The 21,893-nt window shown below is 52.7% G+C and carries 15 protein-coding genes; 6 read left to right on the top strand and 9 right to left on the bottom strand.

What is annotated here, in order from left to right:
- Nucleotides 1–87: 87 nt before the first annotated feature.
- Nucleotides 88–1,353, top strand: coding sequence for an MFS transporter (locus EHT25_RS21480; protein ID WP_124877233.1), 1,266 nt, complete (start codon nt 88–90; stop codon nt 1,351–1,353).
- Nucleotides 1,354–1,360: 7 nt separating this feature from the next.
- Here EHT25_RS21480 and EHT25_RS21475 read toward each other — a convergent pair whose 3' ends face one another.
- From EHT25_RS21475 to EHT25_RS21460, 4 genes are all read right to left on the bottom strand, one after another.
- Nucleotides 1,361–1,672: a DUF3784 domain-containing protein gene (locus tag EHT25_RS21475; RefSeq protein WP_124877232.1), complete on the bottom strand. Its 312-nt coding sequence runs from the start codon at nt 1,670–1,672 to the stop codon at nt 1,361–1,363.
- A 265-nt stretch (nt 1,673–1,937) separates the two neighbouring features.
- Complete coding sequence (locus tag EHT25_RS21470; RefSeq protein WP_124877231.1) at nt 1,938–2,189, bottom strand: hypothetical protein; 252 nt, start codon at nt 2,187–2,189, stop codon at nt 1,938–1,940.
- Nucleotides 2,190–2,355: 166 nt separating this feature from the next.
- Nucleotides 2,356–3,384, bottom strand: a complete 1,029-nt coding sequence (locus EHT25_RS21465; RefSeq protein ID WP_124877230.1) for a glycoside hydrolase family 130 protein — start codon at nt 3,382–3,384, stop codon at nt 2,356–2,358.
- Between the two features lies 1 nt (nt 3,385).
- Nucleotides 3,386–4,285: an alpha/beta fold hydrolase gene (locus EHT25_RS21460; protein WP_310588772.1), complete on the bottom strand. Its 900-nt coding sequence runs from the start codon at nt 4,283–4,285 to the stop codon at nt 3,386–3,388.
- A 262-nt stretch (nt 4,286–4,547) separates the two neighbouring features.
- Between EHT25_RS21460 and EHT25_RS21455 the strand changes: the two genes are divergently transcribed.
- Nucleotides 4,548–4,760, top strand: a complete 213-nt coding sequence (locus EHT25_RS21455) for a hypothetical protein (RefSeq protein ID WP_124877228.1) — start codon at nt 4,548–4,550, stop codon at nt 4,758–4,760.
- Here EHT25_RS21455 and EHT25_RS21450 read toward each other — a convergent pair.
- A complete protein-coding gene (locus tag EHT25_RS21450) occupies nt 4,749–11,300 on the bottom strand; it encodes a family 78 glycoside hydrolase catalytic domain (protein ID WP_124877227.1) in 6,552 nt (2,183 codons plus the stop codon). The two genes, EHT25_RS21455 and EHT25_RS21450, sit on opposite strands and share 12 nt — an antisense overlap.
- A gap of 508 nt (nt 11,301–11,808) precedes the next feature.
- Between EHT25_RS21450 and EHT25_RS21445 the strand changes: the two genes are divergently transcribed.
- From EHT25_RS21445 to EHT25_RS21430, 4 genes are all read left to right on the top strand, one after another.
- On the top strand, nt 11,809–13,671 hold the full coding sequence (locus EHT25_RS21445) for a hypothetical protein (protein ID WP_124877226.1): 1,863 nt from the start codon (nt 11,809–11,811) through the stop codon (nt 13,669–13,671).
- Between the two features lie 3 nt (nt 13,672–13,674).
- On the top strand, nt 13,675–17,331 hold the full coding sequence (locus EHT25_RS21440) for an nSTAND1 domain-containing NTPase (protein ID WP_124877225.1): 3,657 nt from the start codon (nt 13,675–13,677) through the stop codon (nt 17,329–17,331).
- 168 nt (nt 17,332–17,499) lie between these two features.
- Nucleotides 17,500–18,801: a caspase family protein gene (locus tag EHT25_RS21435; RefSeq protein ID WP_185731444.1), complete on the top strand. Its 1,302-nt coding sequence runs from the start codon at nt 17,500–17,502 to the stop codon at nt 18,799–18,801.
- Nucleotides 18,798–19,226, top strand: a complete 429-nt coding sequence (locus EHT25_RS21430) for a hypothetical protein (protein WP_124877223.1) — start codon at nt 18,798–18,800, stop codon at nt 19,224–19,226. Before EHT25_RS21435 ends, EHT25_RS21430 begins: the two co-directional genes overlap by 4 nt.
- A gap of 54 nt (nt 19,227–19,280) precedes the next feature.
- Here the strand turns inward: EHT25_RS21430 and EHT25_RS21425 are convergent, their stop codons facing one another.
- The 4 genes from EHT25_RS21425 to EHT25_RS21410 form a co-directional block, all read right to left on the bottom strand.
- Nucleotides 19,281–19,631, bottom strand: a complete 351-nt coding sequence (locus tag EHT25_RS21425; protein ID WP_124877222.1) for a hypothetical protein — start codon at nt 19,629–19,631, stop codon at nt 19,281–19,283.
- A gap of 73 nt (nt 19,632–19,704) precedes the next feature.
- Nucleotides 19,705–20,331, bottom strand: coding sequence for an RNA polymerase sigma factor (locus tag EHT25_RS21420; RefSeq protein ID WP_124877221.1), 627 nt, complete (start codon nt 20,329–20,331; stop codon nt 19,705–19,707).
- Nucleotides 20,332–20,469: 138 nt separating this feature from the next.
- Entirely contained in the window at nt 20,470–21,120 is a 651-nt protein-coding gene (locus tag EHT25_RS21415) for an MBL fold metallo-hydrolase (protein ID WP_124877220.1), read from the bottom strand.
- Between the two features lie 18 nt (nt 21,121–21,138).
- Nucleotides 21,139–21,840, bottom strand: a complete 702-nt coding sequence (locus EHT25_RS21410; RefSeq protein ID WP_124877219.1) for an SAM-dependent methyltransferase — start codon at nt 21,838–21,840, stop codon at nt 21,139–21,141.
- Nucleotides 21,841–21,893 lie beyond the last annotated feature (53 nt).

Raw genomic sequence — 21,893 nt, 5'->3', positions numbered from 1 at the left:
CAGTTGTCGGCCCGAAAACGAAAACCGGAGCGGATTTTAATCCCGATTTTAAGTCGTCCTATTATATTACTGCCGAAAGAAAAACCTATGCAAGCCGCCGAACCCAAAACTGTTTTTACATCCTACGAAAAGGCCATCATCGGAATGCTGGCTTTTATCCAGTTTACGGTCATTCTGGATTTCATGGTGCTCTCGCCACTGGGCGCCCAATTGTTGACCGAACTTAACATCACGACGGCCCAGTTCGGCTGGGTGGTGTCGGCCTACGCTTTCAGCGCCGGAATTGCGGGTTTGCTGACGGCTGGTTTTGCCGACCGCTACGACCGCAAGAAACTGTTGCTGTTTTTTTACAGCGGTTTTGTGCTTGGAACGCTCCTGTGCGGGATTGCCCCCGACTACCATTTCCTGCTCATCGCCCGCATCGTTACAGGAATTTTTGGTGGGGTCATCGGGTCGATTGGCTTTGCCATTGTCACCGATTTGTTTGCGTTTCAGGTGCGCGGCCGGGTCATGGGCGTTATCCAGTCGGCGTTTGCCGGTAGCCAGGTTTTGGGAATTCCGGTGGGATTATACCTGGCCAATAACCTCGGCTGGCACGCGCCCTTTCTCCTGATTGTGGGCGTCAGCGTCGTCGTTGGCCTCGCCATTGCCCTGTATATGAAACCGGTAACGGCCCACCTGAACCTCAAATCGGACCGGAATCCGTTTCAGCATTTGCTGCATACGGTTTCGCAGACGAGTTACCTGCGCGGTTTTGCCAGCACGGTTTTGCTGGCGACGGGCGGTTTTATGATGATGCCGTTTGGTAGTGCCTTTGCCATTTATAACCTGGGAATTTCGCAGGAACAACTGCCGCTGATTTACATGGTAACCGGCATTTCAGCCATCATTATCGGGCCGCTGGCCGGAAAACTGAGTGATAAAATCGGCAAGTTTCCACTGTTTTTCTACGCATCGATCTGGGGTATTATCGTAACGATTGTCTATTGCCACCTGGAGATTACTCCGCTTTGGGAAATCATGATCATCAACGTATTGCTGTTTGCCGGTATTTCGGCGCGGATGGTGTCGTCATCGGCGCTGGTATCGGGCGTCCCCGACCCGCAGGACCGGGGTGCGTACATGGGGATCAACTCGTCGGTTCAGCAAATTTCGGGCGGTATTGCTTCAATGATTGCCGGGCTGATTGTGGTGCAGGCCAAGGGCGGCAAATTGGAACACTATGATACACTGGGTTATATCGTAGCTGGAACAACGGCCATCACCATTGTGATGATGTATTCAATTAATCAATACGTTACGCGGAAACAGGCCGCTGAAGCGGCCAAAAAGGCGCCTTCTTATAATGTGTAATAACTGATCACTTGTGATAGCGCTGTGATCCGGCCACGGTAACAGCAGCAGTGGTCATCATCAGGAACATGAATAGTAAAAAAAGAATCGTTTCTGAGTTTTTAGACTGAAACAGAAGACTTATCGCTCCGAATAGCCAGGAGACAATACCAGAACCCATTAGGCATTTCCCGTTCCACCGGGCAAAACCATCCGGATCAATAATTTTGGTTTCATCGTAACCAGCAATTGCCCGAGCTATTTTGAATTTCCAGATAATCCATCCAAGCAGTACTAGAAAAGCGCCAACGAGTGCCAGAATAATAAAGGGAAACATCATTCAGGAGTAGTTTTTGAGTACGAAAAATTTAACTTGTAAACCGTAAATTGGACGAAATTCCGGACAAAAAGTAACGACAACAAAACGTTGACTGCCAGTCGGAAATAGCAATGGACTTGTAGAACAGATCAATGAAGGACATTCTTTTCAAGAACATCACCCTTTTCGAAGAAAAAAAAGTACGCCATTCTTGACCTTTTCAAAACGTATAAAAAAGGAACGGTTTTATTGAAATAAGGACAATTATCCACACATGGCGGTCATTTCATTTATTAATAAAAAAGGAATAACGGCAGCACATTACCAGCAACGACGGTCCCGGAATGAGAAAGGCGCTACCAATGGAGCTGTCTAGAGAAATGGCCTGAAAGACCATAAATCCAGCCAGAACGAGCGCTATTCCTGAGAAGATAAAATTGAAAATCTTCTTTTGGTTGTAGAGCATCATTTTGTCCGCTGGACTGAGCGGTAGCATCTGGGCGGTAGCAGAAGATTGAGGAGCGAAAACAGATGTCATTTTTCGTATCGTGTTGGTTTGATTGAACGATACAAAGTGCCGCCAAAACGCGACGCCCGTAAATTCGGGAATACCCTGTTTTTGGATTGAGAAAACCGGTATTTTGAGATTATAGGTTTTCCTATAGCCTTCAAATTGGCCTCCTGTTTTTTAGTGAATCGATCGGTTACGTCTGCACTAACTCCGCGACACCCACGCAATAATCGGCAGCTCCGTAATAGACCAGAATCCGGCCATCGGGCATCCGAACCCAGCCGTTGGTGAACACAACATTCGGAAAAAAACCGGTTTTCTCCCACTCGAGTTCGGGGACCAGCAACGGTTCCGTGGACCGATCGAGCAATTGGGTTGGATCGTCGCGGTCGAGGAGGGCGAGGGCCAGCGAATAGGCGTGATCGACACTGGCGCCGTGGTAACAGACCAGCCAGCCTTCGTCGGTCAGGAGGGGTTCGGGACCGACGCCAATTTTCAGATGTTCCCAGGGCGTTCCGGTGGCTCCGAACAAAAACCGGTGGTCACCCCAGTGAATACCGTCCGGCGACCGGGCGAGCCAAACCGACGGCTTTCCGATGTCCGACACCATCGGTCGGTGCAGCAGGTAATAAAACCCGTTGATTTTCTGGGGAAACAGACAGGCGTCTTTGTTGGGTGGCGCAAGAATCATTCCCTTCCGTTCGAAGGTCACAAAGTCTTTCGTAACGATTAGTCCAACGCCGGGTCCATTTTCCGAAACTGCCGTGTACGTAATCCAGTATTGATTGTCGAGAAATGTGATCCGGGCGTCTTCCACGCCAAACGATTCATCGGCCCGTTCCGGAAAAATAAATGGGTTGGGGTCGACCGTAAAATGAATACCATCCCGACTTCGCGCCAGCCGCAAATGACTCAGCGAGGTTAAATACACCTGATCGCCGATTTGCACCACGCGCGGATCGTAGTCGCCTTCCGGTTCCGGGAACGTTTTAATAACCAGCTGAAACTGGCCATCCAGTTGCTGCACGATCGGCACCTGGATCTTTCCAGGCAGGGTATCGACGGCTTCAGCCACCCGCAGCAACAACAGAATTTCATCGCCAAACCGGCAGGCTGCGGGGTTGAACGCACCCATCACCTGAAACTGCGGATGCGATGGTTTTACATCGGCGGCTGTGATAACCGGGTGATCCGAAAGTCGGCGGAGCTGGTACATTTTCATATCAGTGGTTGGCCGTCATCAGAATTTTAGGCGGGTTTTCCGGTTTTACTGAATCGGCGTAGGCATTCAGAATATTGACAATGATCTGCGTCATGTATTCCCGCTTGTTGAACACAATGTCATGGCGGTTTTCCGGTAACAGATATTCCCTGGATTGGGCGTTAATCAAATGCGAACGGCCAAAGGCCACATTGGTCGGAAAAACCAGGTCGTCGCGCTGGCCGTGCAGAAACGTAACGCCGGCTTTGATTTTGTTCCAATCAGGCAGAATTTCGGTCAGGGCCTGGCGATGCGCCAATTTTTCGTCATTGGCAAGAAGCAGCAAACGCGGAATCAGCCAGCGTAATGGCGGTTTGTCAATGAAATAACTAATGGGGTAGGTCCGCTCCAGTCCCGGCCCGAGGGCGGAGGAGACGAAAACCACCTGATCGACCAGATTTGGATTGTTCATTGCCAGCCGTGCCGCCACCGAACCGCCGTACGACGACCCAACCAACATGAAATACGACGCTTTTCGGTAATGATCCATCAGCGGCTGAAGGAGTTGAGCCTGTTTAACGATCGAGGTTTCCACCCGGCCAAAATCGGAATAACCGTAGCCTGGCCGATCCACCGCTACCAGATGCGCGTGGTTGACGAGCGTCGTATCCTTGAAAAACTTCATAAAGAACGAAGAAGAACTGGGGGCGCCGTGCACAAACAAAACCACGGGCAATGAATCCTGGCCGGGTTCGTCCGTTTCAATGTACCGGATGGTTCGGTCGGCCACTTTATACCGGTGAACAACGGCTTTCACCCGTTCATTCCGAAAACTTTCCGCAATTTCTTCGTCACTGTCCCGCGATTCGACCCAATGGGCGGCAGTCAGTAATCCGGCAAAGACGACAATGATAACGATCAAAGCCCAACGTAGGACACGCAAAAATAACTTCATACCTACTATAACGACTGACGCGGGGCGGAGGTTTCAGAATCGAGCCCTGAACGCAGTAGAAAAATAAAATTCGGGCGCGAAATCACCACAGGTTTTCGACCAATGGCCTAGCAAACCGGGCGGTTCAATCCGAAAGATAGGGAGGGAGTTCGGATTGAAATGAAAACGGTTCCCTGAAACATTCCGATAAGGGAACGGTTACTGATTGAACACACGATTAAACGCATTCATGAAAAATCAGGAGCCGACATTGCCGGAAACGGAGGAACATCGGGACGCCATCGGTCTGGAGACCAAACCGGAACTAGCCAATCCCGCCGATTCACCCAAAGAAGATGAAACAGATTCGCTCGAGCCCGATGGCGGGCTCGATGGGAATGATACAGAACCGGGTACCGGCGCGTCGATTGGATACGCCGGCGCCGGTTTGTCAACGCGTTAAAAGAACCCGGCCACTCTGGGTTTTGAGATCCGTTTTGAGGTGAATGAAATGCACACCGGGTGTATTTTGGCTGATATCAATGGTTTCTTCCTGCGGCTGACCGGTTCCCAGAACATCCCGTTGGTGCAGGGTTCGGCCGAGCAGGTCGGTGACCCGCAACCGGGCTTTTTCGTTTTCGGCTAACTGGAATCGGGCGGTAACCAGACCGGTTGTCGGATTGGGAGTTAGCGATAACGGAATAAGCGATGCTTCATCAGCGGATTCGGATGTCCCCATTCGCTGCTGATTGGGCGTGCAGTTGATGGTTTTAGGCGACCAGGTCAGAATAAAACTACTGCCTTGAACGCGCCCCCAGATCGTTTTTTGCTGACTGGTTTTTAAACTTTGGGGTACGTAATAAATATAGCCGTGTGCTCCGTTGCCTTTCCCGGCATTTTTCAAATCCTGCCGGAATATATCCGCGTTGGTCGTTCCAACCAATTTGGCGGCCGCCAGCGTTGTGCCTTCGAGAAATTCAACGGGAAGTGATAGATTCGGTTTATCCCGATCCCAGACCCAGCCGGAAAAACTGGAGCAATTGACCACATCCAGATACCCTTCAAAACTCCCGGTGATCGGAACCGGGTTGACCGTCAACGTCAATGTCAAATCCGTTTTCGCATTCTTATTATCCGTTGCTGAATACGTCAGCGTGTGAGTCCCCGTCGAACTGGGTGTGCCGCTCAACACCCTGGTGCCGGCGGTAAAACTTAGCCAGGCTGGAAGTCCGGTAACCGTATGCGTCAACGCACCATTTTCGGGATCGTTGAAAGCCGTCAGGGTGGTTGTAAATGCTTTCCCAACCGTAGCCGTCAGCGACGCAATGGATGGGGCCACCGGTGCTTTATTGGCGGGTGGCGCACTGGCAACCGTCATGCGAACAACGGTCGAAACGGCTCCTTTACCGTCATTCGCCGAATAGGTTACACTGAAGGAACCGGCCTGCGTAGGCGTGCCATTCAATACCCGGCTGGCGGTATTAAACGATAACCCGGGGATTGTTCCCGTTAAACTATACGTCAGCGGATCGTTATCGGCATCGGTAAAAACCGCTAAGGTTGTGGTAAAGGCCTGACCTACGGTTGCGTTCAGCGTGGCGATGGAGGGTGCAACGGGCGAACGGTTTACCGGCGCCGGACTGACAATGGTGATCCGAACGGTGGTTGAAACGGCTCCTTTGCCGTCATTCGCCGAATAAGTCACGCTGAATGAACCGGCCTGGGTGGGCGTTCCTGCCAATACCCGGCTGGCGGTGTTGAATGTTAATCCCGGAATGGTTCCCGCCATGCTATAGGTCAATGGATCGTTATCGGCGTCCGTAAAAACCGCCAGGGTCGTGGTAAAAGCTTGCCCTACGGTTGCACTCAGGGACGCAACCGATGGCGCTACCGGTGGCTGGTTGGTAGGAGCAGGTGTGGATACCAACATGCGAACGGTGGTCGGAACGGTGGTTTTCCCATCGTTCGCAGAATACGTTACGCTGAACGAACCGGCCTGGGTGGGCGTTCCTGCCAGTACCCGGCTGGCGGTGTTGAATGTTAATCCCGGAATGGTTCCCGCCATGCTATAGGTCAATGGATCGTTATCGGCGTCCGTAAAAACCGCCAGGGTTGCCGAAAAAGATTGTCCCACTGTTGCACTCAGGGAAGCAATGGCAGGCGCAACGGGCGGCTGGTTGGTAGGAGCGGGAGCCGTCACCGATAGCCGAACCGTCGTGGAAACCGTAACTTTTCCATCATTTGCGGAATAGGTCAGGCTGAATGAACCGGCCTGGGTGGGCGTTCCACTCAAAATCCGCGTAGCTGCGTTGAACGATAAACCCGAAACCGTACCGGTCAGGCTGTAGGTCAACGCATCGTTGTCGGGGTCGGTGAAAGGCGCCAGGGTCGTTGAAAATGGCTGCCCGACCGTAGCTGTCAGAGTGCCAACGGAAGGCTCCACGGGCGGACGATTTGTGGGCGTCACAGGACCGGTACAGCTTATTGGTTTCGGAGCCAGTCGCAAAACGTAGGCCGAACCAGCCACACGCGCCCAGATGGTATGGGTCTGATTGTCTTTTAGTTGCGCAGGAACGGAGAAGACGTAACCGTGATAGCCATTGCCTTTTCCGGCGGTTTTCAGATCCTGCCGAAACATATCGGCCTGCGTCACATCGATGAGTTGCGCCGTTTCGATGTTCGATCCGTCCAGAAATTCGACCGTGAGCGCAAGATTGGGTTTGTCCCGGTGCCAAACCCAGCCTGAAAATATGTCGCAGTTGACGGTTGATAAATACCCATCATAGCCCGCCAGGCTTAAGGGGGGTGTCGTAACCGTACTCGAAACCGTAAGCGTTACTGCAACCGTTGTCTCCAGATTCTGATTATCATCAGCGGTATACGTCAGGCTGAACGTACCGGTCGTTGTGGGCGTTCCGCTCAATGCCCGGGTGTTCGGATCGAAGCTCAGTCCCGGTACACTACCGGCCAAACCGTAGGTGAGCGGGCCGTTTTCCGGATCGGTAAATGGTGCCAGGGTTGTGGTGTAAGCGACACCCACCGTGGCCGAAAGCGAAACCGGCGCTGGGGCTACCGGCGGCTGATTGACCACCGGCGGGCTGACGACCACGATCGTGAGCGTTGTGGGAACGGAGGCAGTGCCATCGCTGGCGGAATAGGTTAAACTGTACGCGCCGGTCGTGGTGGGGACTCCGCTTAAAATCCGCGTTGCTGGGCTGAAATCCAGTCCCGGCACCGAACCCGTTAACGTGTACGTCAGCGGATCGTTTTCGTTATCGGTAAAAATCGGTAACGTAGCCGAAAAGGAATCCCCGGTCGTCAGGGTCAGCGAAGCCACTGCAGGAGCTACCGGTGGCGTATTGACCACCGGAGCGTTGCTGACGGAAATATTGAGCACCAGCGGAACCGAAACCGTGCCGTCATTCGCCGAATAGGTTAAGCTAAACGTGCCGGTGGTGGTTGGTGTGCCACTCAAAATCCGGGTATCCGGATTGAAACTCAAACCGGCAACTGAACCGGTCAGGCTGTAGGTCAGTGGGTTTGCGTCGGCATCGGTGAAGGGTGCCAGTGTGGTCGTAAACAGTTGCCCGGTCGTGGCGGTAAGAGACGCAATCGCAGGGGCCACGGGCGGCTGATTCGGCGGGGGTGTTCCGGTTCCTTCGCACGTCAACGTCTTGGGATTCCATTTCAACCCGTATACGCCCTCGGCCCGTCCCCAGATGGTGTGGGTGCGGTTGTCCTTCAAACTTTCCGGAACTTTAAACCGGTAGCCATGGGCACCGTTTCCTTTTCCGGCGGTTTTTAAGTCCAGCCGGTAAATATTGGCGACCGTCGACCCGACCACGGTAGCGGTTTCCATCGTAGCACCATCCAGAAACTCGATGGTGATGGGTGTATTGGGTTTATCGCGGTTCCAGGCCCAGCCGGTAATGCTGTCGCACCGAACTTTATCCAGATACCCGTCGTAGACGTTTAAATTGGCATTGATCAAAACCGACATCACCGCCGTGGTCGAAGCCCCCTCGGTATCCGTCGCCTGTACGACCAGCGGGAAATTTCCCGTTTGCGTAGGTGTTCCACTCAATATCCGGGTGCCGAGATTGAACGTGAGACCGGCAACGGTGCCACTGATGGCGTGCGTTACGGTACCGCCTTCGGGATCGGTAAATGCCGGTACGGTATACGAATAAGCTTTATTCACCAGCCCGGCCGGGGGGCTCAAGGTAGGGGCAATTGGAGGGCGGTTTTCAGAATCTGACGGAGCCGAAAGGAAGTCGTACGAACCGGAGCCAACCTGGAAAACGGCCCGTTTGTCTTCCATCCGGAGAAACGTAACGCCCGTTGCATTCTCGGCGGGCTGGTTGCCTTCCTGAACCCAGGACAGGCTCTCGGCAGGCACCGAAACCAGAGCCGTCGTGTTACCGGGCACCGTAATTTTCCAGCGGAACTGCTCGCCGGAAGTGGTCCATTCGCTGGCGACGGTTCCGTAAGCAGATGCAAACGTTGAATTGACCCGGCTCAGGTTTCCGGAGGGAACGGGGCGCATGACGATGGATTTAAAACCGGCTTCTCCCGACTTGATCCCCGCCAGGTTTTCGTAGAACCAGATGGGCATATCGCCCAGCAGCATCACGTGGTTGAAGGAGTTCATAAAGGCCGGAGCCTTGTTGCCATTCCATAATTCCCAGGTGGTGGTAGCCCCATTCTGGACCATGTACCCCCAACTCGGATAGCCGGTGTTGGTCGCCAGCCGCATCGCCAGATCCGCCCGCCCGTTCGCGGTCAACGTCCGCATCAGCCATTGGGTACCGACAACACCCGTACTGAGATGGCCGTTGAACTTGCCCTCAATGACCGCCGTCAACTGATTGAAAACCGCCTGTTGCTGACCGTCGGGGACTAATCCGCACCCTAATGCGACGAGACTGGCCGTGGCGGTGTTATTATCGTATTGATTGGTAATCGGATTGAAAAAAGTCTGGTTGAAGGCCGTCCGAACGAGCGCGGCCCGGCTGCTGAAACCGGCACGATCGCCTTCGTTTCCGGTCAAAACCGCAAACCGCTCCATCAGCTTCAGCATGTAATAATAATAGGCGGTATTCAGCAACCGGCCATCGGTTTTCCGGGTTGGATCTTCCGATTTGGTCAGTGACATGGATTCCGGTGGCAGCGACCAGTCTGCATATTCGTCGGCTTGCTGAATGTAATTTTCGCTGTATTTCTCCAGATACGTCACCCACTTTTTCATCGACGAATAATGTTTCCGAATCGGCTCGTCGTCGCCGAATTGCTCGTATAACATATTCGCTATCAAGACATAGGCCGAAGGCCAGGTGACGCTGGGCGTGGCATATTTCCAGTACGTCGGGACTACGTCCGGGATACCACCGTCCGATTTCTGCGCACTCTCGATGTCATCGAGCCACTTGGCGTACAAACCCTGATTGCCATACATAAAGCTTTCGCCCGTCGAAACCGTCGCCCGGTCGCCCAGCCAGCCCTGGCGTTCGTCGCGCTGCGGGCAGTCGGTCGGCATACCCCGGTAATTTCCGCGAACCGACCAGAACGCATTGTTGTAAATCCGGTTCAGCATGTCATTCGACGTCGTCATTGACCCCGTCTGCGGCAGGTCGTCGTGCACAATCCGGCCTTCCAGCGTTTGCGTCGTTGGAGTGCCGGGAAAACCGGTCATTTCGATGTAGCGAAAACCGTGGTACGTAAAACGCGGTTCCCAAATTTCCTCCCCGCCACCTTTCAGCGTGTAGATGTCCTTCTGTTCGGCCGAACGCAGGTTTTCGGTCATCAGATTTCCGTCGCTTTGCAGCACTTCGGCAAACCGCATCGTCACCTGCGTACCACGGGTCCCCTGTACCTTCAGTCGGGCCCAGCCAACGATATTCTGGCCCATGTCGAAGATGAATTTTCCGGGTTCCAGTTGCCGGACCGAAACCGGTGTCAGGTTTTGCGTCACCCTTATCGGTGGATTGGTCTGCGATTCGACCCGGCTGGCCGGGGCGCTCACGATGGGAGCGGATAACCAGCTGGACGCGTCGTAACCGGTTTTGTCCCAGTTGGTTAATTCGCGGGTGGCGTCGTATTCTTCGCCGTCAAATTCGTTGTTGGCCCGAATGGGACCATCGGCGGTTACCTTCCAGCTCGCATCACTGACTACTTTTTCAGTCGTTCCGTCCGCGTAGGTTATTTCTATTTGCAGCCGCAGCTTTGGATAACCGTAGTGAGTTGTGGCCGGTGTTTTGGGCAAACCAACGCGCATACCGAAATAGCGACCGTTGCCGAGCGTTACACCAACCGCATTTTCCCCGGTTTGCAGGTAACTCGTTACGTCGTATGTATTGTATAAAACCCGTTTGTCGTATTCTGTCGGCCCCGGTGCAAGCACGGCATCGCCCACTTTCTGGCCGTTCAGCGAAAGTTCGTACAGGCCCAAACCGCTGATGTAAGCCGTTGCCTGTTTGATGGCTTTAGCAAATGTGGCCTGTTTTCGAAAATACCGGGCCGAGAGCCGCGTATTGACCGCTTTGGGCGCATCCCACTCAAACGCCTGATCCAGACCAATCCACTGCGCCGACCAGTCGGACGATTGCAACAGCCCCATGCTCCAGCGGGCTGGTTGGCTCCAACCGGATTCGACGCCGTCCTGACTCCGGATTTTTACTTTCCAGAAGCAATTCTGACGACTCGTGAGCGACTGCCCTGCGTAGGCAACCCACTGGGAGCGGTCGCTGCTGACGAGCCCGGAATTCCACAAATCACCCTCGTTCTGGTTGAGTTTATCCAGCGAGGAAGCCACCAGAATCTGGTATTTTTCCTGTTTGAGATTGCGTTGATTGCTGGTCAGAATCCAGCTAAACCGGGGAGAAGATTTCGTAATGCCTTCCGGATTGGTCAGATTTTCGGTGTGTAAATCCGAAATCGTTATCGTCCGCTGAGCAAGAGTTGGTAGTGAAAGGCAAAACACTAATACGTAAAGAATCCAATTCATACTGTGTGGTTTTGAGTGCGCTTAAACGATTTATTCTTCAAAATTTGGTTTTATCGGGGCGTCCCAACGAGCGGGGGCGCTTTTCGATCAGAATAATTAACTGAATAATAACCAGACAATAATAATAGCTTATAACTCATTCCATAAAATTGTATCAATAGTTATTCCAAACTTTACCAGACAAAAAGAGGAGACACGCTTTCATTCAAAAAGTCCTGTTATATAGTGGGTTTCCATTCAAAGAATCGCATTAATTCCGAAAAATAAATTTACTAATTAACGCAGAAAAACAATCAAATGAAGGTATATAAGTTTATTTGTGAGACTAAATTATCAGACGGTTGAAATTTGTCGTCCTAACCGGTTTTTTGGGTTATTTTGAATCTAGATTCTAATTACTTACCTTCCAATTTTTAGAAGCGGTTTCGAAACCAGTTTTCGACGATCGGAGCCGTATCCGGGCGATTTGCGTCGAAATCTGGTTTTTTGCGGACCTGTAACCACCGAGATGGACACCCTCCTTTTTTGTTTTGCCAACGACCGCGATCATCCGCTGTTGTCCCTCCGGGATGAAGATGAGGGCATCGACCGGCTGCTGGATTTGCGGAGCAGCAAAGGCCACTTCCAGAAAGTGCGGGAGTCGTTTGCAACCACCAGTTCGGTAGCCGACAAACTGGCGGCCTACCAGAATACCCTGAGTTTGTTTCACTTCAGCGGCCACGCCGGCAGCACGGTTTTGCAACTCGAGGATATGGTGGCGCGGGGAGCGGGGATTGCCCAGTTGCTCGGTCGCTGTCCGAACCTGAAGCTGGTTTTCCTGAACGGCTGCTCTACCTTGCAACACATCAAACTTCTGGCGGACCAGAACGTAAAAGCGGCCATTATTGCCACCAGCACACCGATTGAAGACAAAGCTGCGTCTAATTTTGCCCTTACCTTTTACCGCGCCCTGGCCAATCAGTATTCGATTGGAGAATCGCTCGAGCAGGCTCAGTTGAAACTCCAGGTGAGCGAACCCACCACCATTCAGGTCATGAACCGCGCGATGGTCGATATGGAGGAAGCGGAGGTCAGCCGGAATTTATGGTATTTCCACCGCCCGTCCGACGAAGCCGCCCGGTGGGAACTACCGACGGCCGCCGAGCAAACCGCCGTTGAATACAAACCCAACAGCGCCCTCCGAAACGCTCTGTTCAACGCGCTCAATAAATACGAACCCAGCTTGCGGGAGAAGTTCATGCAGGTCGGCAAGCAATCGCCCGAATCGCAGATTCTCTGGGTCAACGACGCCATTCTGAGCCGCCTGCCGTATCCGATTGCCGAACCCGTCCGGCGGTTATTTACGCCCCCGTTTACGCCCGAAGGCAAGAAAATGCCGGTCAGAAGCGACCGGGAACGCCTGCTCAATTACACCGCTTTGTTTGAGTCGGCGGTTGATCTGCTCGTTATCACCCTGCTGGCGCAGGTGATCGATCGGCTGATTCATTACCGGAAAGATGGGGTGGAACCGCCCCTGACGGCCGACACCCGGGCCTTGTTGCAGCGGCTCCTGACCGAAGGCTGGTCGAATCTGAACCCCGGCGAGGTGGAACAGGCGCTGAGAAGCCTGAGTGCGTTTCTGAGCAACAGCCAGGAAGCGCTTTTTATGCCCGAAATGCACGAACTGGCCCGGCAGTTTAACGAAAAGGACGCTTTTTACGAGTGTTTTCTGTTTTTCGATGATTTGCGTCGGCGACTCAACAGCTCCGTCGGAGTGGCCAATATTCCATCGCTCTGCCAGGTAGGCGAAGATCAGTTGGTGGAACTGTGCAAACGGATGGGTTTCTGGGCCAATTACCAGCTGGAATCGTACAAAAATATTCGGGTAGTGCGGTTTTTTTACCGGCCGGAGGAATACAAACACGAAAAGGCGGTTTTGCGAACCACCCAGAATCCGTACGAAGACAAGTCGTTTCAGGAAATCAACCTGTCGAATCCCTGGGCGTCGCAATCGGTTTTGCTGGTGAAAGTTCAGCGGGAAACCGCTACGGGTGTGCCCGAAACCGCTGATTTTCTGAACCTTTCGCCCCTCCTGATCGACCAGAACGTCTACATCAAAAGCAACGTATTCGATCCGTACAGTTTTCATTCGTCGGGCGAGGGCGCGTTGCGATTCAAGCACATTGCCCGGCCCGAAGATCCGTTGCTGAGCGTTTTGTTTAAACCCAATGAAACCGAATTGCTGCAAAAACAGGATTTTACAACCTTGCGTGAACAGTTCAGTACTGTGATGACGCTGCTGGCGTTGCCCGATCCGCTGGCAGGTACCCCCAACGAGCCGATTACCGAAGCAACTGACACGAACATTGACCTGCTTTCTTTGTCCGACTAACTCATGCCCGCTCCACTCGCCGTAAGTAGTCCCTTTAAATTTCTTGACGCCTACACGTCCGCCGATAAAAACCGGTTTTTCGGGCGGAACGCGGAGCAAAAGCGTCTGGTCGAACTCCTGTTTCGGTCGCGGCTGGTGTTGGTCTACGGGCCGTCGGGAACCGGAAAAACCAGCCTGGTTCAGTGCGGTTTGGCCAAAGCGATTCCCGCTTCCGATTATTTTTCGGTCCAGGTTCGTCGCCGGGGCGATTTACGGCAAACACTGGTGTCGATTTTGACCGGTATTCTGGAAGAAACCGCAGCTACCGAACCGACGGGGCTCATTGCGGAATGCATTCGGTACGCACTGCGCCCGATTTACCTGATATTCGATCAACTGGAGGAGTTATTCATCAGCGGTTCGGCGGAGGAGCAAACGTGGTTTGCCGGTTTTTTGAAAGAAATCGAACATTCGTCAATTGCCTGTAAAATTGTGTTGGTGATTCGGGAAGATTTTCTGGCGTACCTCTACGCCTATGAGGATCAACTGCCCGGCCTGTTCGATTTCCGGATGCGGGTCGAGCCGATGAGCGAGCGCAATCTGCAGGAGGTGATCGTTGGTACCTTCAGCCAGATTGAAGAAATTCGGCTGGTTGATGAACCGAAAACGGTGGATCTGATTCTGGAAAACAACCGCAGCGCGGCCAATACATTTCAACTTCCTTATTTACAGGTTTATCTGGATCGGCTCTGGCGGCAGGAAAACGAAAAAGAGCCCGAACCTCCGGTCTGGATCACCCCGGCTCTGGTGGAAGAAGTGGGCCGGATCGACGACGTGCTTGAGGTCTTTCTGGCGGAACAGAAAAAGTCGATTACCGACCAGCTTCCGCCCGACGAACAACCCGCCGTCAGTCAGGTACTGGAATCGTTTGTGACGTTTGAAGGCACCCGCCGGGAACATCGGCTGGCGTCGCTTGAAGAAACCGCCCGGCTGCCCATTTCCCTGCTCATGCGGATTTTGACCGAACTGGAACGGACCCGCCTGATTCGCCGGGATGAGGAAACCTACGAACTGGCGCACGACAGTCTGGCCAAAGTAATCGACAAAGGGCGGTCGGCAGAGCAGCGGCAGATCAACGACATCATCCGTCGGCTGAAGGAAGCGTACCGGGAATACATCGAGAAAAAAGAAGCGGACGATTTGCTGCTTTCGCCCCGGCGGTTGTCCGAAATTCAGTTGTACGAAAAATCCGTTCACAACGAACTGGAACGTAGTTTGGGCAAGTCGGAAAGCGACGCCAAATGGCAATACATCAAAACGAGCCGCGAGTTTCACCAGCGCGAACAACGCCGGGAACTGGAAGAACAGCGGCAGAAAAATGCCCGGCTGAAACGCAGCATTGCGATTGTATCGGTTTTCCTGCTGGTGGCCCTGGTTTCGGTCTGGTTTGCAATCAATCAGTGGAACAAGACCAACCGAACCCGCATCGTGCTCCAGTCGGACCGGATGGACCCCGTTCAGGCACTGGTAACGGTTGCCGAAGCGTACGAAAAGGATCCGAACGAGCTGAACCGGAAGGCACTCTATAACCATTTTTATAACCACCGGCTGTATTCCTCCAAAATCGAACTGGATGGCACCGCCATTCGGGGTGTTGATTTTTCGAGCGACGGAAAGCGGTTATTGCTGGTTGCGGAGGATAACCGGGTTTACCGCTGGGACCCAACCGGCCAGCAAAACGGGGAAGGGCTGTTTATTCCCGGGCGGTATTTGTCGGTTGAATTGTCGGATGATGGCCGGCGCGTGGTCGCGCTGGTGGAACCGGGCAAGCTGTTTTTCGGGGACCTTGAAACCCATCAGGTGCAGCGGATCGGCACCGACAGCACCATCAGTACCGCAACGATTTCGCGGGACGGCCGGAACGTTTTAACCACCAACGCGGAGGGTCTGGTAACCGTTTGGAACACAAACGGGAGCAAAGTCGGAACGCTGGATGCCCTTTCGCCGGTCGAGCTGGCCGATTTTTCGCCCGATGATAAAATGCTGCTCACCGTTCCAAAACTTTCGAATGAGGACGGTAGCCTGAACAAAAAACTCCAGCTCTGGGACCGAAGCGGGAATAAACTGATTGATTCACAGGTGTTTATCGATGCGGTTTTGTCGGCTGTCATGAGTGGCGATGGAAATGTGCTGATCGTGAGCACCCTCAGGGGCCAGGTTTTTCGGTGGGATCGAATCCGCCGTCTGGTTACGCCATTGCAAATGACAGACAAGAGTTCACTGATTACAGAAGTGAAACTTTCCGCCGACGGCAAGCGAATGGTGGCTTCCGATGGGAAAGTTGTGTATTGGTGGGACGAAAATGGCCGGGTAGTCGATCACCTGGCGTATGAACGCCAAATCCGATCCGTCGAACTGGCTCCCGACGGGCAAACAACCCTGATTGTTGTCGATACGGATGTCGAGCTTTGGGATGCGGACAAGCAATTCAAAGGGAAATTGTCCCACAAAGCTGCGGTTTCGACGGCGGTTTTTTCGCCCGATGGAAAAACGATTTTGACCCAAACCGAAGACGGAAAAGGGTATCTCTGGAATTTGCTGGACGAACGGCTGGTGGAATTGCCGCACCCGGAAGGTGTCCGGGATTTTGATGTTTCGTTGAATGGTCAGTTTATTTCGACGCTGACCGATGCCAGTTGGCTTTATTTCTGGGATCGGGCGGGAAAACCGCTCGATTCGCTGGAAACCAGGCAGATCATGGAACAAATTCTGGTTACCGGCGATGGCCGAAACGTGTTCATGGTCGATACCAATAACACCACATTCCGCTGGAACCGGTCGGAGCGACGCCTGACCGAAATGCCGGGCGAAATACTGGACTACTCCGAAGATCACCAGATTATTCTGGTTCGCACCAAAACCGGGAAGGGGTATTTCTGGGATTCAGACGGGCAACCCATCGACAGTTTACCCCTGAATCTAAATGAAAACCGGGTTTTTATGTCGAACCGGGGGCAGGAGGTGCTGCTGCGATCGAAGGAGGGAACGTTGTATTTCTGGAGCCGGAAAAACCGCAAGGCGATCGAACTTCCGGATGGTCAGGCGTCGGCAACCCTCAGTCCGGACGGTGAATCGATCATTGCGCTGACTGCAGGTGTCACCGACGTGTTATCGTTCTGGAACCTGGAAGGAAAACCGGTGGCAAGCTATCCGTTAAAAACCGGTCGGTTGTCCGACGGATACCGGATTTCCTCTTTTCGGATTTCGCCTGCCGGTGAGCAGATTTTGATTTTGCAGGCGGGTGAAAGCCAGGCTTTTATCTGGACTCGAAAAACCGGGGCGCTCAATTTGCTGAACCACAACAAGGTGGTCGAAAAAGGAGACTTTTCGCCGGATGGTTCGCTCATCACCACCCTGCAATCCGAAGGACAATCCGTCTGGTGGAGCAGCAGCGGGCAGCGGTTGCTGGAATGGGCGGGTGCGATCAATCAATACCGGTTTTTGCAGGACGGCTCGACGTATTACACCGTTCAGAACAGCCGGGTGTCGGTTTGGCCGGGACCGGATTTTATCCTGCCGTGGCTGAATCAACACATTTCGCCCGACAAACGGCGTGCGATTCTGGCCGATGTGCGGGAAGAGTACCAGTTGCAGACGTCATTCTGGGAAGCCATCTGGTGATCCCTTCGGAAATAAAAACGGGTTGAAAAAGCCGTTAATTTAATGGTATCGACAAGTTTTGTCTTTACTCTTGCTTCTTTTATCCCACATCTGCACCTAATTCTAAAAACTCTTTGTATCCGAATGAGCGATTGTGTACCTTATTTGCGAAAAAAAGTATTTAATCGAATGAAATTGATCGTTGGCCTTCTGTTGATGGGTTGCTGGCTGGTGAGTTTGCCAACGCACGGACAGTCGGTGGTGGAGCCCATTGTTCAATTTAGGAACGATTCGATCCCGGCGATGGCATTCAGTGTGACGGGTTCGGGGCGGCACTTCAACCGGTTTTATCCGGTCGATGTCGATAATAGCAAATTGCACATCGGCGATACGTTGCAGGTGAAAGTGACGCCCATTCAATCGAACCGCAACCTGATTATTTCCATCCGAAACTGCTACGGAAACTGCACGATTGACGAAAAAGCCACCAGCGGTTCAAAAACAACGGCCTATTCGGTTCTATCCGCGAACATCGACACGCTGAAGGACTTTACGCTGAACGTACCGATAACGCCAACCGTTGCCTTTACCGACAATACGGGGCGAAAATTGTCGCTGGATAACGCGGGTCTGAAATTCATTTTCGTCTACATCTCCAACCCGAATATGGCGCCCGCGCAGTACGATCTGAAAATTTCGATTGCCCGAAAAGCCGAGCGAAACAACGAATATCCGCTGCCCGCCAAAATCAAACGGCCCACGATGACGACCGCCCGGTATCATGCGGTTTTGATTGGAATCAACGACTATAACGATGCCCGCATCAAGCTGAACCGGCCCCGTAGCGACATTGCCCGGCTGGACAGTGTGCTTCGGCAGCAGTACGATTTTGCGTCGATCATTCGGCTCCCAAACGCCACCAAGCAAATGGTGAAAGACACGCTGACGGCACTGTCGTATCGCTTGCTGAGTGACGATAACCTGCTGATTTTCTTCGCGGGACACAGCGTCAGTACCGACGAAAACAACGGTTTCTGGGCGTTGAAGGATACCCGTCAGGAAGACCTCGACAGCTATCTGTCCAACGCGGCCCTGGTATCGATTCTGAACGAAATGCGGACACAGCACCTGTTGCTGGTGGTCGATGCCTGTTACGGTTCCACGATTGTGACATACCAGATGATGACCAATGCGAAACTGCAAACCTGGGAGGAAAAATACACCCAGAAAAGCCGCAAAGCCATGAGTTGCAGCTCGCTGGAAGAAGTGCCGGACAACAGTGTGTTTCTGGATTACTTCATCAAGCGGCTGGCGACGAATTCGGAGGAATACCTGTCGTCGGAAGAATTGTTCGACAGCATGAAAAACGAAGTGCACAATAAAACGCAAATCCGGCAAAAACCGACGTACGGCCACATCAAGGGCTTGACGCCGGGTGCGGGCGATTTTTTATTCAAACGAAAAAGAAGGCTGACCAGCCAATCAGAATGAAACGGCTCCTGATGATCGGTTTGTTGGGCTGCGGAATCCCGGTTTTGGGAAGGCCGGTTTTGGCCGATTCCAGCCGGGCGAAGGGCGATACGCTGGAAGTGAATTACATCAACGTGTTTTTCATCGATGCGCCCGTACCGGACTCGAGCCGGAAAGTGACGATCAGTTACAGCCAGAAAAGCATTATTCTGGTGAACGACTACACGCAACCGGCGACGCTCGACATCAGCAAAGACCGGAAGGTGTGGACCTCGTTTACGATCAAAGCCAGCAACGTCAGTATTTATCCGACCAACAGTGCCGAATTGTTTGTCCGACTGATCACCGATCGGACCCGCAGCAATAAATACACGGTTCGACGTGGCTCCCGCTACCGGATTTACCTCGGTGCTGATGGCAAACTGGCGCTGAACCCGGAAGATTGATTAGGGGGAATTGAAAAATGAATAATTACCAATGACTATCAGCAGATTACATTGTTAATTGTTTAACAGGAACCACCCTAAAACGGTAAGTAGAAGAACGAGAGCCACCCAGCCCAGCGGTTGCCAGCGAAACGATCGGGCGTCTGTAGCGGGGTTTTCGGGTTGGACCCGGGAAACGGTTTGGGCAATCAGCTCCTGCAGTTCAAATTCGGGCAACTGGGGGTCGCGCACCTGCACGGCCGCCACGACCGTTCGGGCCAGTTTCAGATCATCGATCCGGTCGGGATTGGAAACCTGCCAGATGTACCAAAATGCATCGCTTTCCGGCGTAGGGTGCAATACCCATTTCCGGAAGGACTCATTCCAGATTAATTTCTCGATATTTTGGGAGTATTGCTGTCGCATGCAGTCGCAGGTCGGCGGTTTTAAACTACCAGAGACGTAACGAAGGCGCAGATACCTGTTTTCTGCAAAAAAATTAGGAAAAAAAACCGGGAAGGGCGGAGTCGATCAGCCCATTAACGAGCGAGACCAGCAAGAGTTCGGCTTTCCACTGTGATTTCAGCTGCCTGATGGCAGCCTGGAGCAGGTTGGAAACCGACTGAGGGGCAATACTCATAACTTCGGAAATGTGTTCGCGGTCCAGTTCCTGAAAGAACTTGAGGTAAACCACTTCCTGCTGACGATTCGGCAGCTGGTCGATCAAATACTTGACTTTATAAACGACACTGCGCGACGTTTCATCTTCAACCAGACTTTCTTCGACCGAAAATTCGACCGAAAAATGCTCGACACAATCCAGTGGTGTTCCCGACTGCCAGCGCTGGTTTTCGAGCGCCCGGTGAATGCGTCGGCGTAGCGAAGCCAGCAAATAGGCTTTCACAGCGACGGCGTCATTTAGGCTATCTCGTTTTTGCCATAGTTCCAGAAAAAGATCCTGAATGCAATCTTTAACAAATTCCTTATCAGGGGAATATTTACTGCCGTACGAGAAAAGCATTCGACCGTATTTACTCATCAGGGCTTCAAAAGCCCGACAATTTCCTTGCTTAAACCGCTGCCACAGCTCAAGATCGTCCGATAAAACCGGGTTTCTGTTTAACATATTCATGACGCCACCTAATTCTGTGGATAGGTAGAAAACAACCTGCTTATCAAATATAAAATATTGTCTTATTTATTAAAAATTAGTACCACTTTATGTTACAATAATACTAAAACAGGTTGCCCCAGGCCGTAAACATCAGCCATTCGCTGGTCTGACAAATGGATTCGAGCGTTTCTCCTGACCAATTGTTGTGGTTCCCATGTGTCCGGGATAAACGGTGTAATCGTCGGGCAGGGTATATAACTGGGTGCGAATGCTGGTGACCAGGGTGTCGAAATCGGAAAGTGGAAAATCGGTGCGTCCGACGCTTCCCCGAAACAGAACATCACCCCCCATCACGAAGCGGTCGGCGTGGCTGATAAAAGCCACGTGCCCCGGCGCGTGGCCGGGCACAAACCGCACTTCCAGCTTCGAATGGCCAAACGTGACGATTTCGCCAGCGACCAGAAACTGATCGACTTCGGCTTCTTCGTAGGCCGCCATGCCGTAATGCGGAGCCAGAACTTTGACGGATTTCAGAACCGGCAAATCGCTTTCGTGAAGGTATAATTCAATGCCGTAGTGCCGCTTGACGAAGGCATTGCCCAGCACGTGGTCGACGTGGGCGTGGGTAATGAGCAGCTTGACCGGTTTTAGCTGGTTTTGCTCAACAAAACCTGTGAGTGCGTCTCTTTCCCGCTTGTCGTAGCAACCGGGATCGATAATGACTGCTTCGCGGGTTTCGTCGAATAAAATGTACGTATTTTCGGAAAACGCATTGAAAGTAAAGGATTGAATGTGGATCATGGGATAAAATAATGAACGTCAGAGAAGCAGAAAAAGACTCGGTTTTTTGTGCAGATCCGGGGTTTGGGCTTTCCATTCCCGGATGCTGAGCGTGCGGACCAACTCATCTTTAGCCGTCAGGTTGCAGGCTATGCAAAGCCGGGTCTCGGGGTTGCAGGTTGTCAGAATATCGGCTAACAAGTGGTTGTTTCGGTAGGGCGTTTCCATGAAAATCTGCGTTTGCAGCCGTTTCCGGGCGTCCATCTCCAACTGTTTGATTTCCTGTAGCCGGGCCGGTTTTTCGATTGATAGATAGCCGTGAAACGCAAACGACTGGCCGCTCATGCCCGACGCCATCAGCGCCAGCAAAATCGACGACGGCCCCACTAGCGGCCGAACCTGCCAGCCAGTCTGGTGGGCCAGCCGCACTGCCACCGCACCCGGATCGGCCACGCCGGGGCAACCGGCTTCGGAGATAATCCCCGCGTCCCGGTTTTCCAGTTTCAATTGTTTTAACTGTAGCCTGGTTTCGGCTTCGGGCGTGTCCTTATCGAGTTCGTAAAACGTCAGTTCGTCGATGACCACACCGGTTTTCAGGCTGCTGATAAACCGCCGGGCGGTGCGGACATTCTCAACAAAAAACACGCTGGTCTGGCTGATGACCTCGCGGATTTGCGGAGATAGCACGTGGTCGGCGGTGTTTTCGGCCAGAATCGTCGGAATAAGGTAGAGAATGGGCATTTTCGTGGGTTTATTGAAGAAATTACAAACCGAAGCAACGTAAACCGAAGGGG

This window comes from Larkinella rosea, from assembly GCF_003858635.1.
Taxonomy (GTDB): Bacteria; Bacteroidota; Bacteroidia; order Cytophagales; family Spirosomataceae; genus Larkinella; species Larkinella rosea.
The sequence above is the reverse complement of the archived record's forward strand: the minus strand, read 5'-3'. Positions and strand labels throughout refer to the sequence as shown.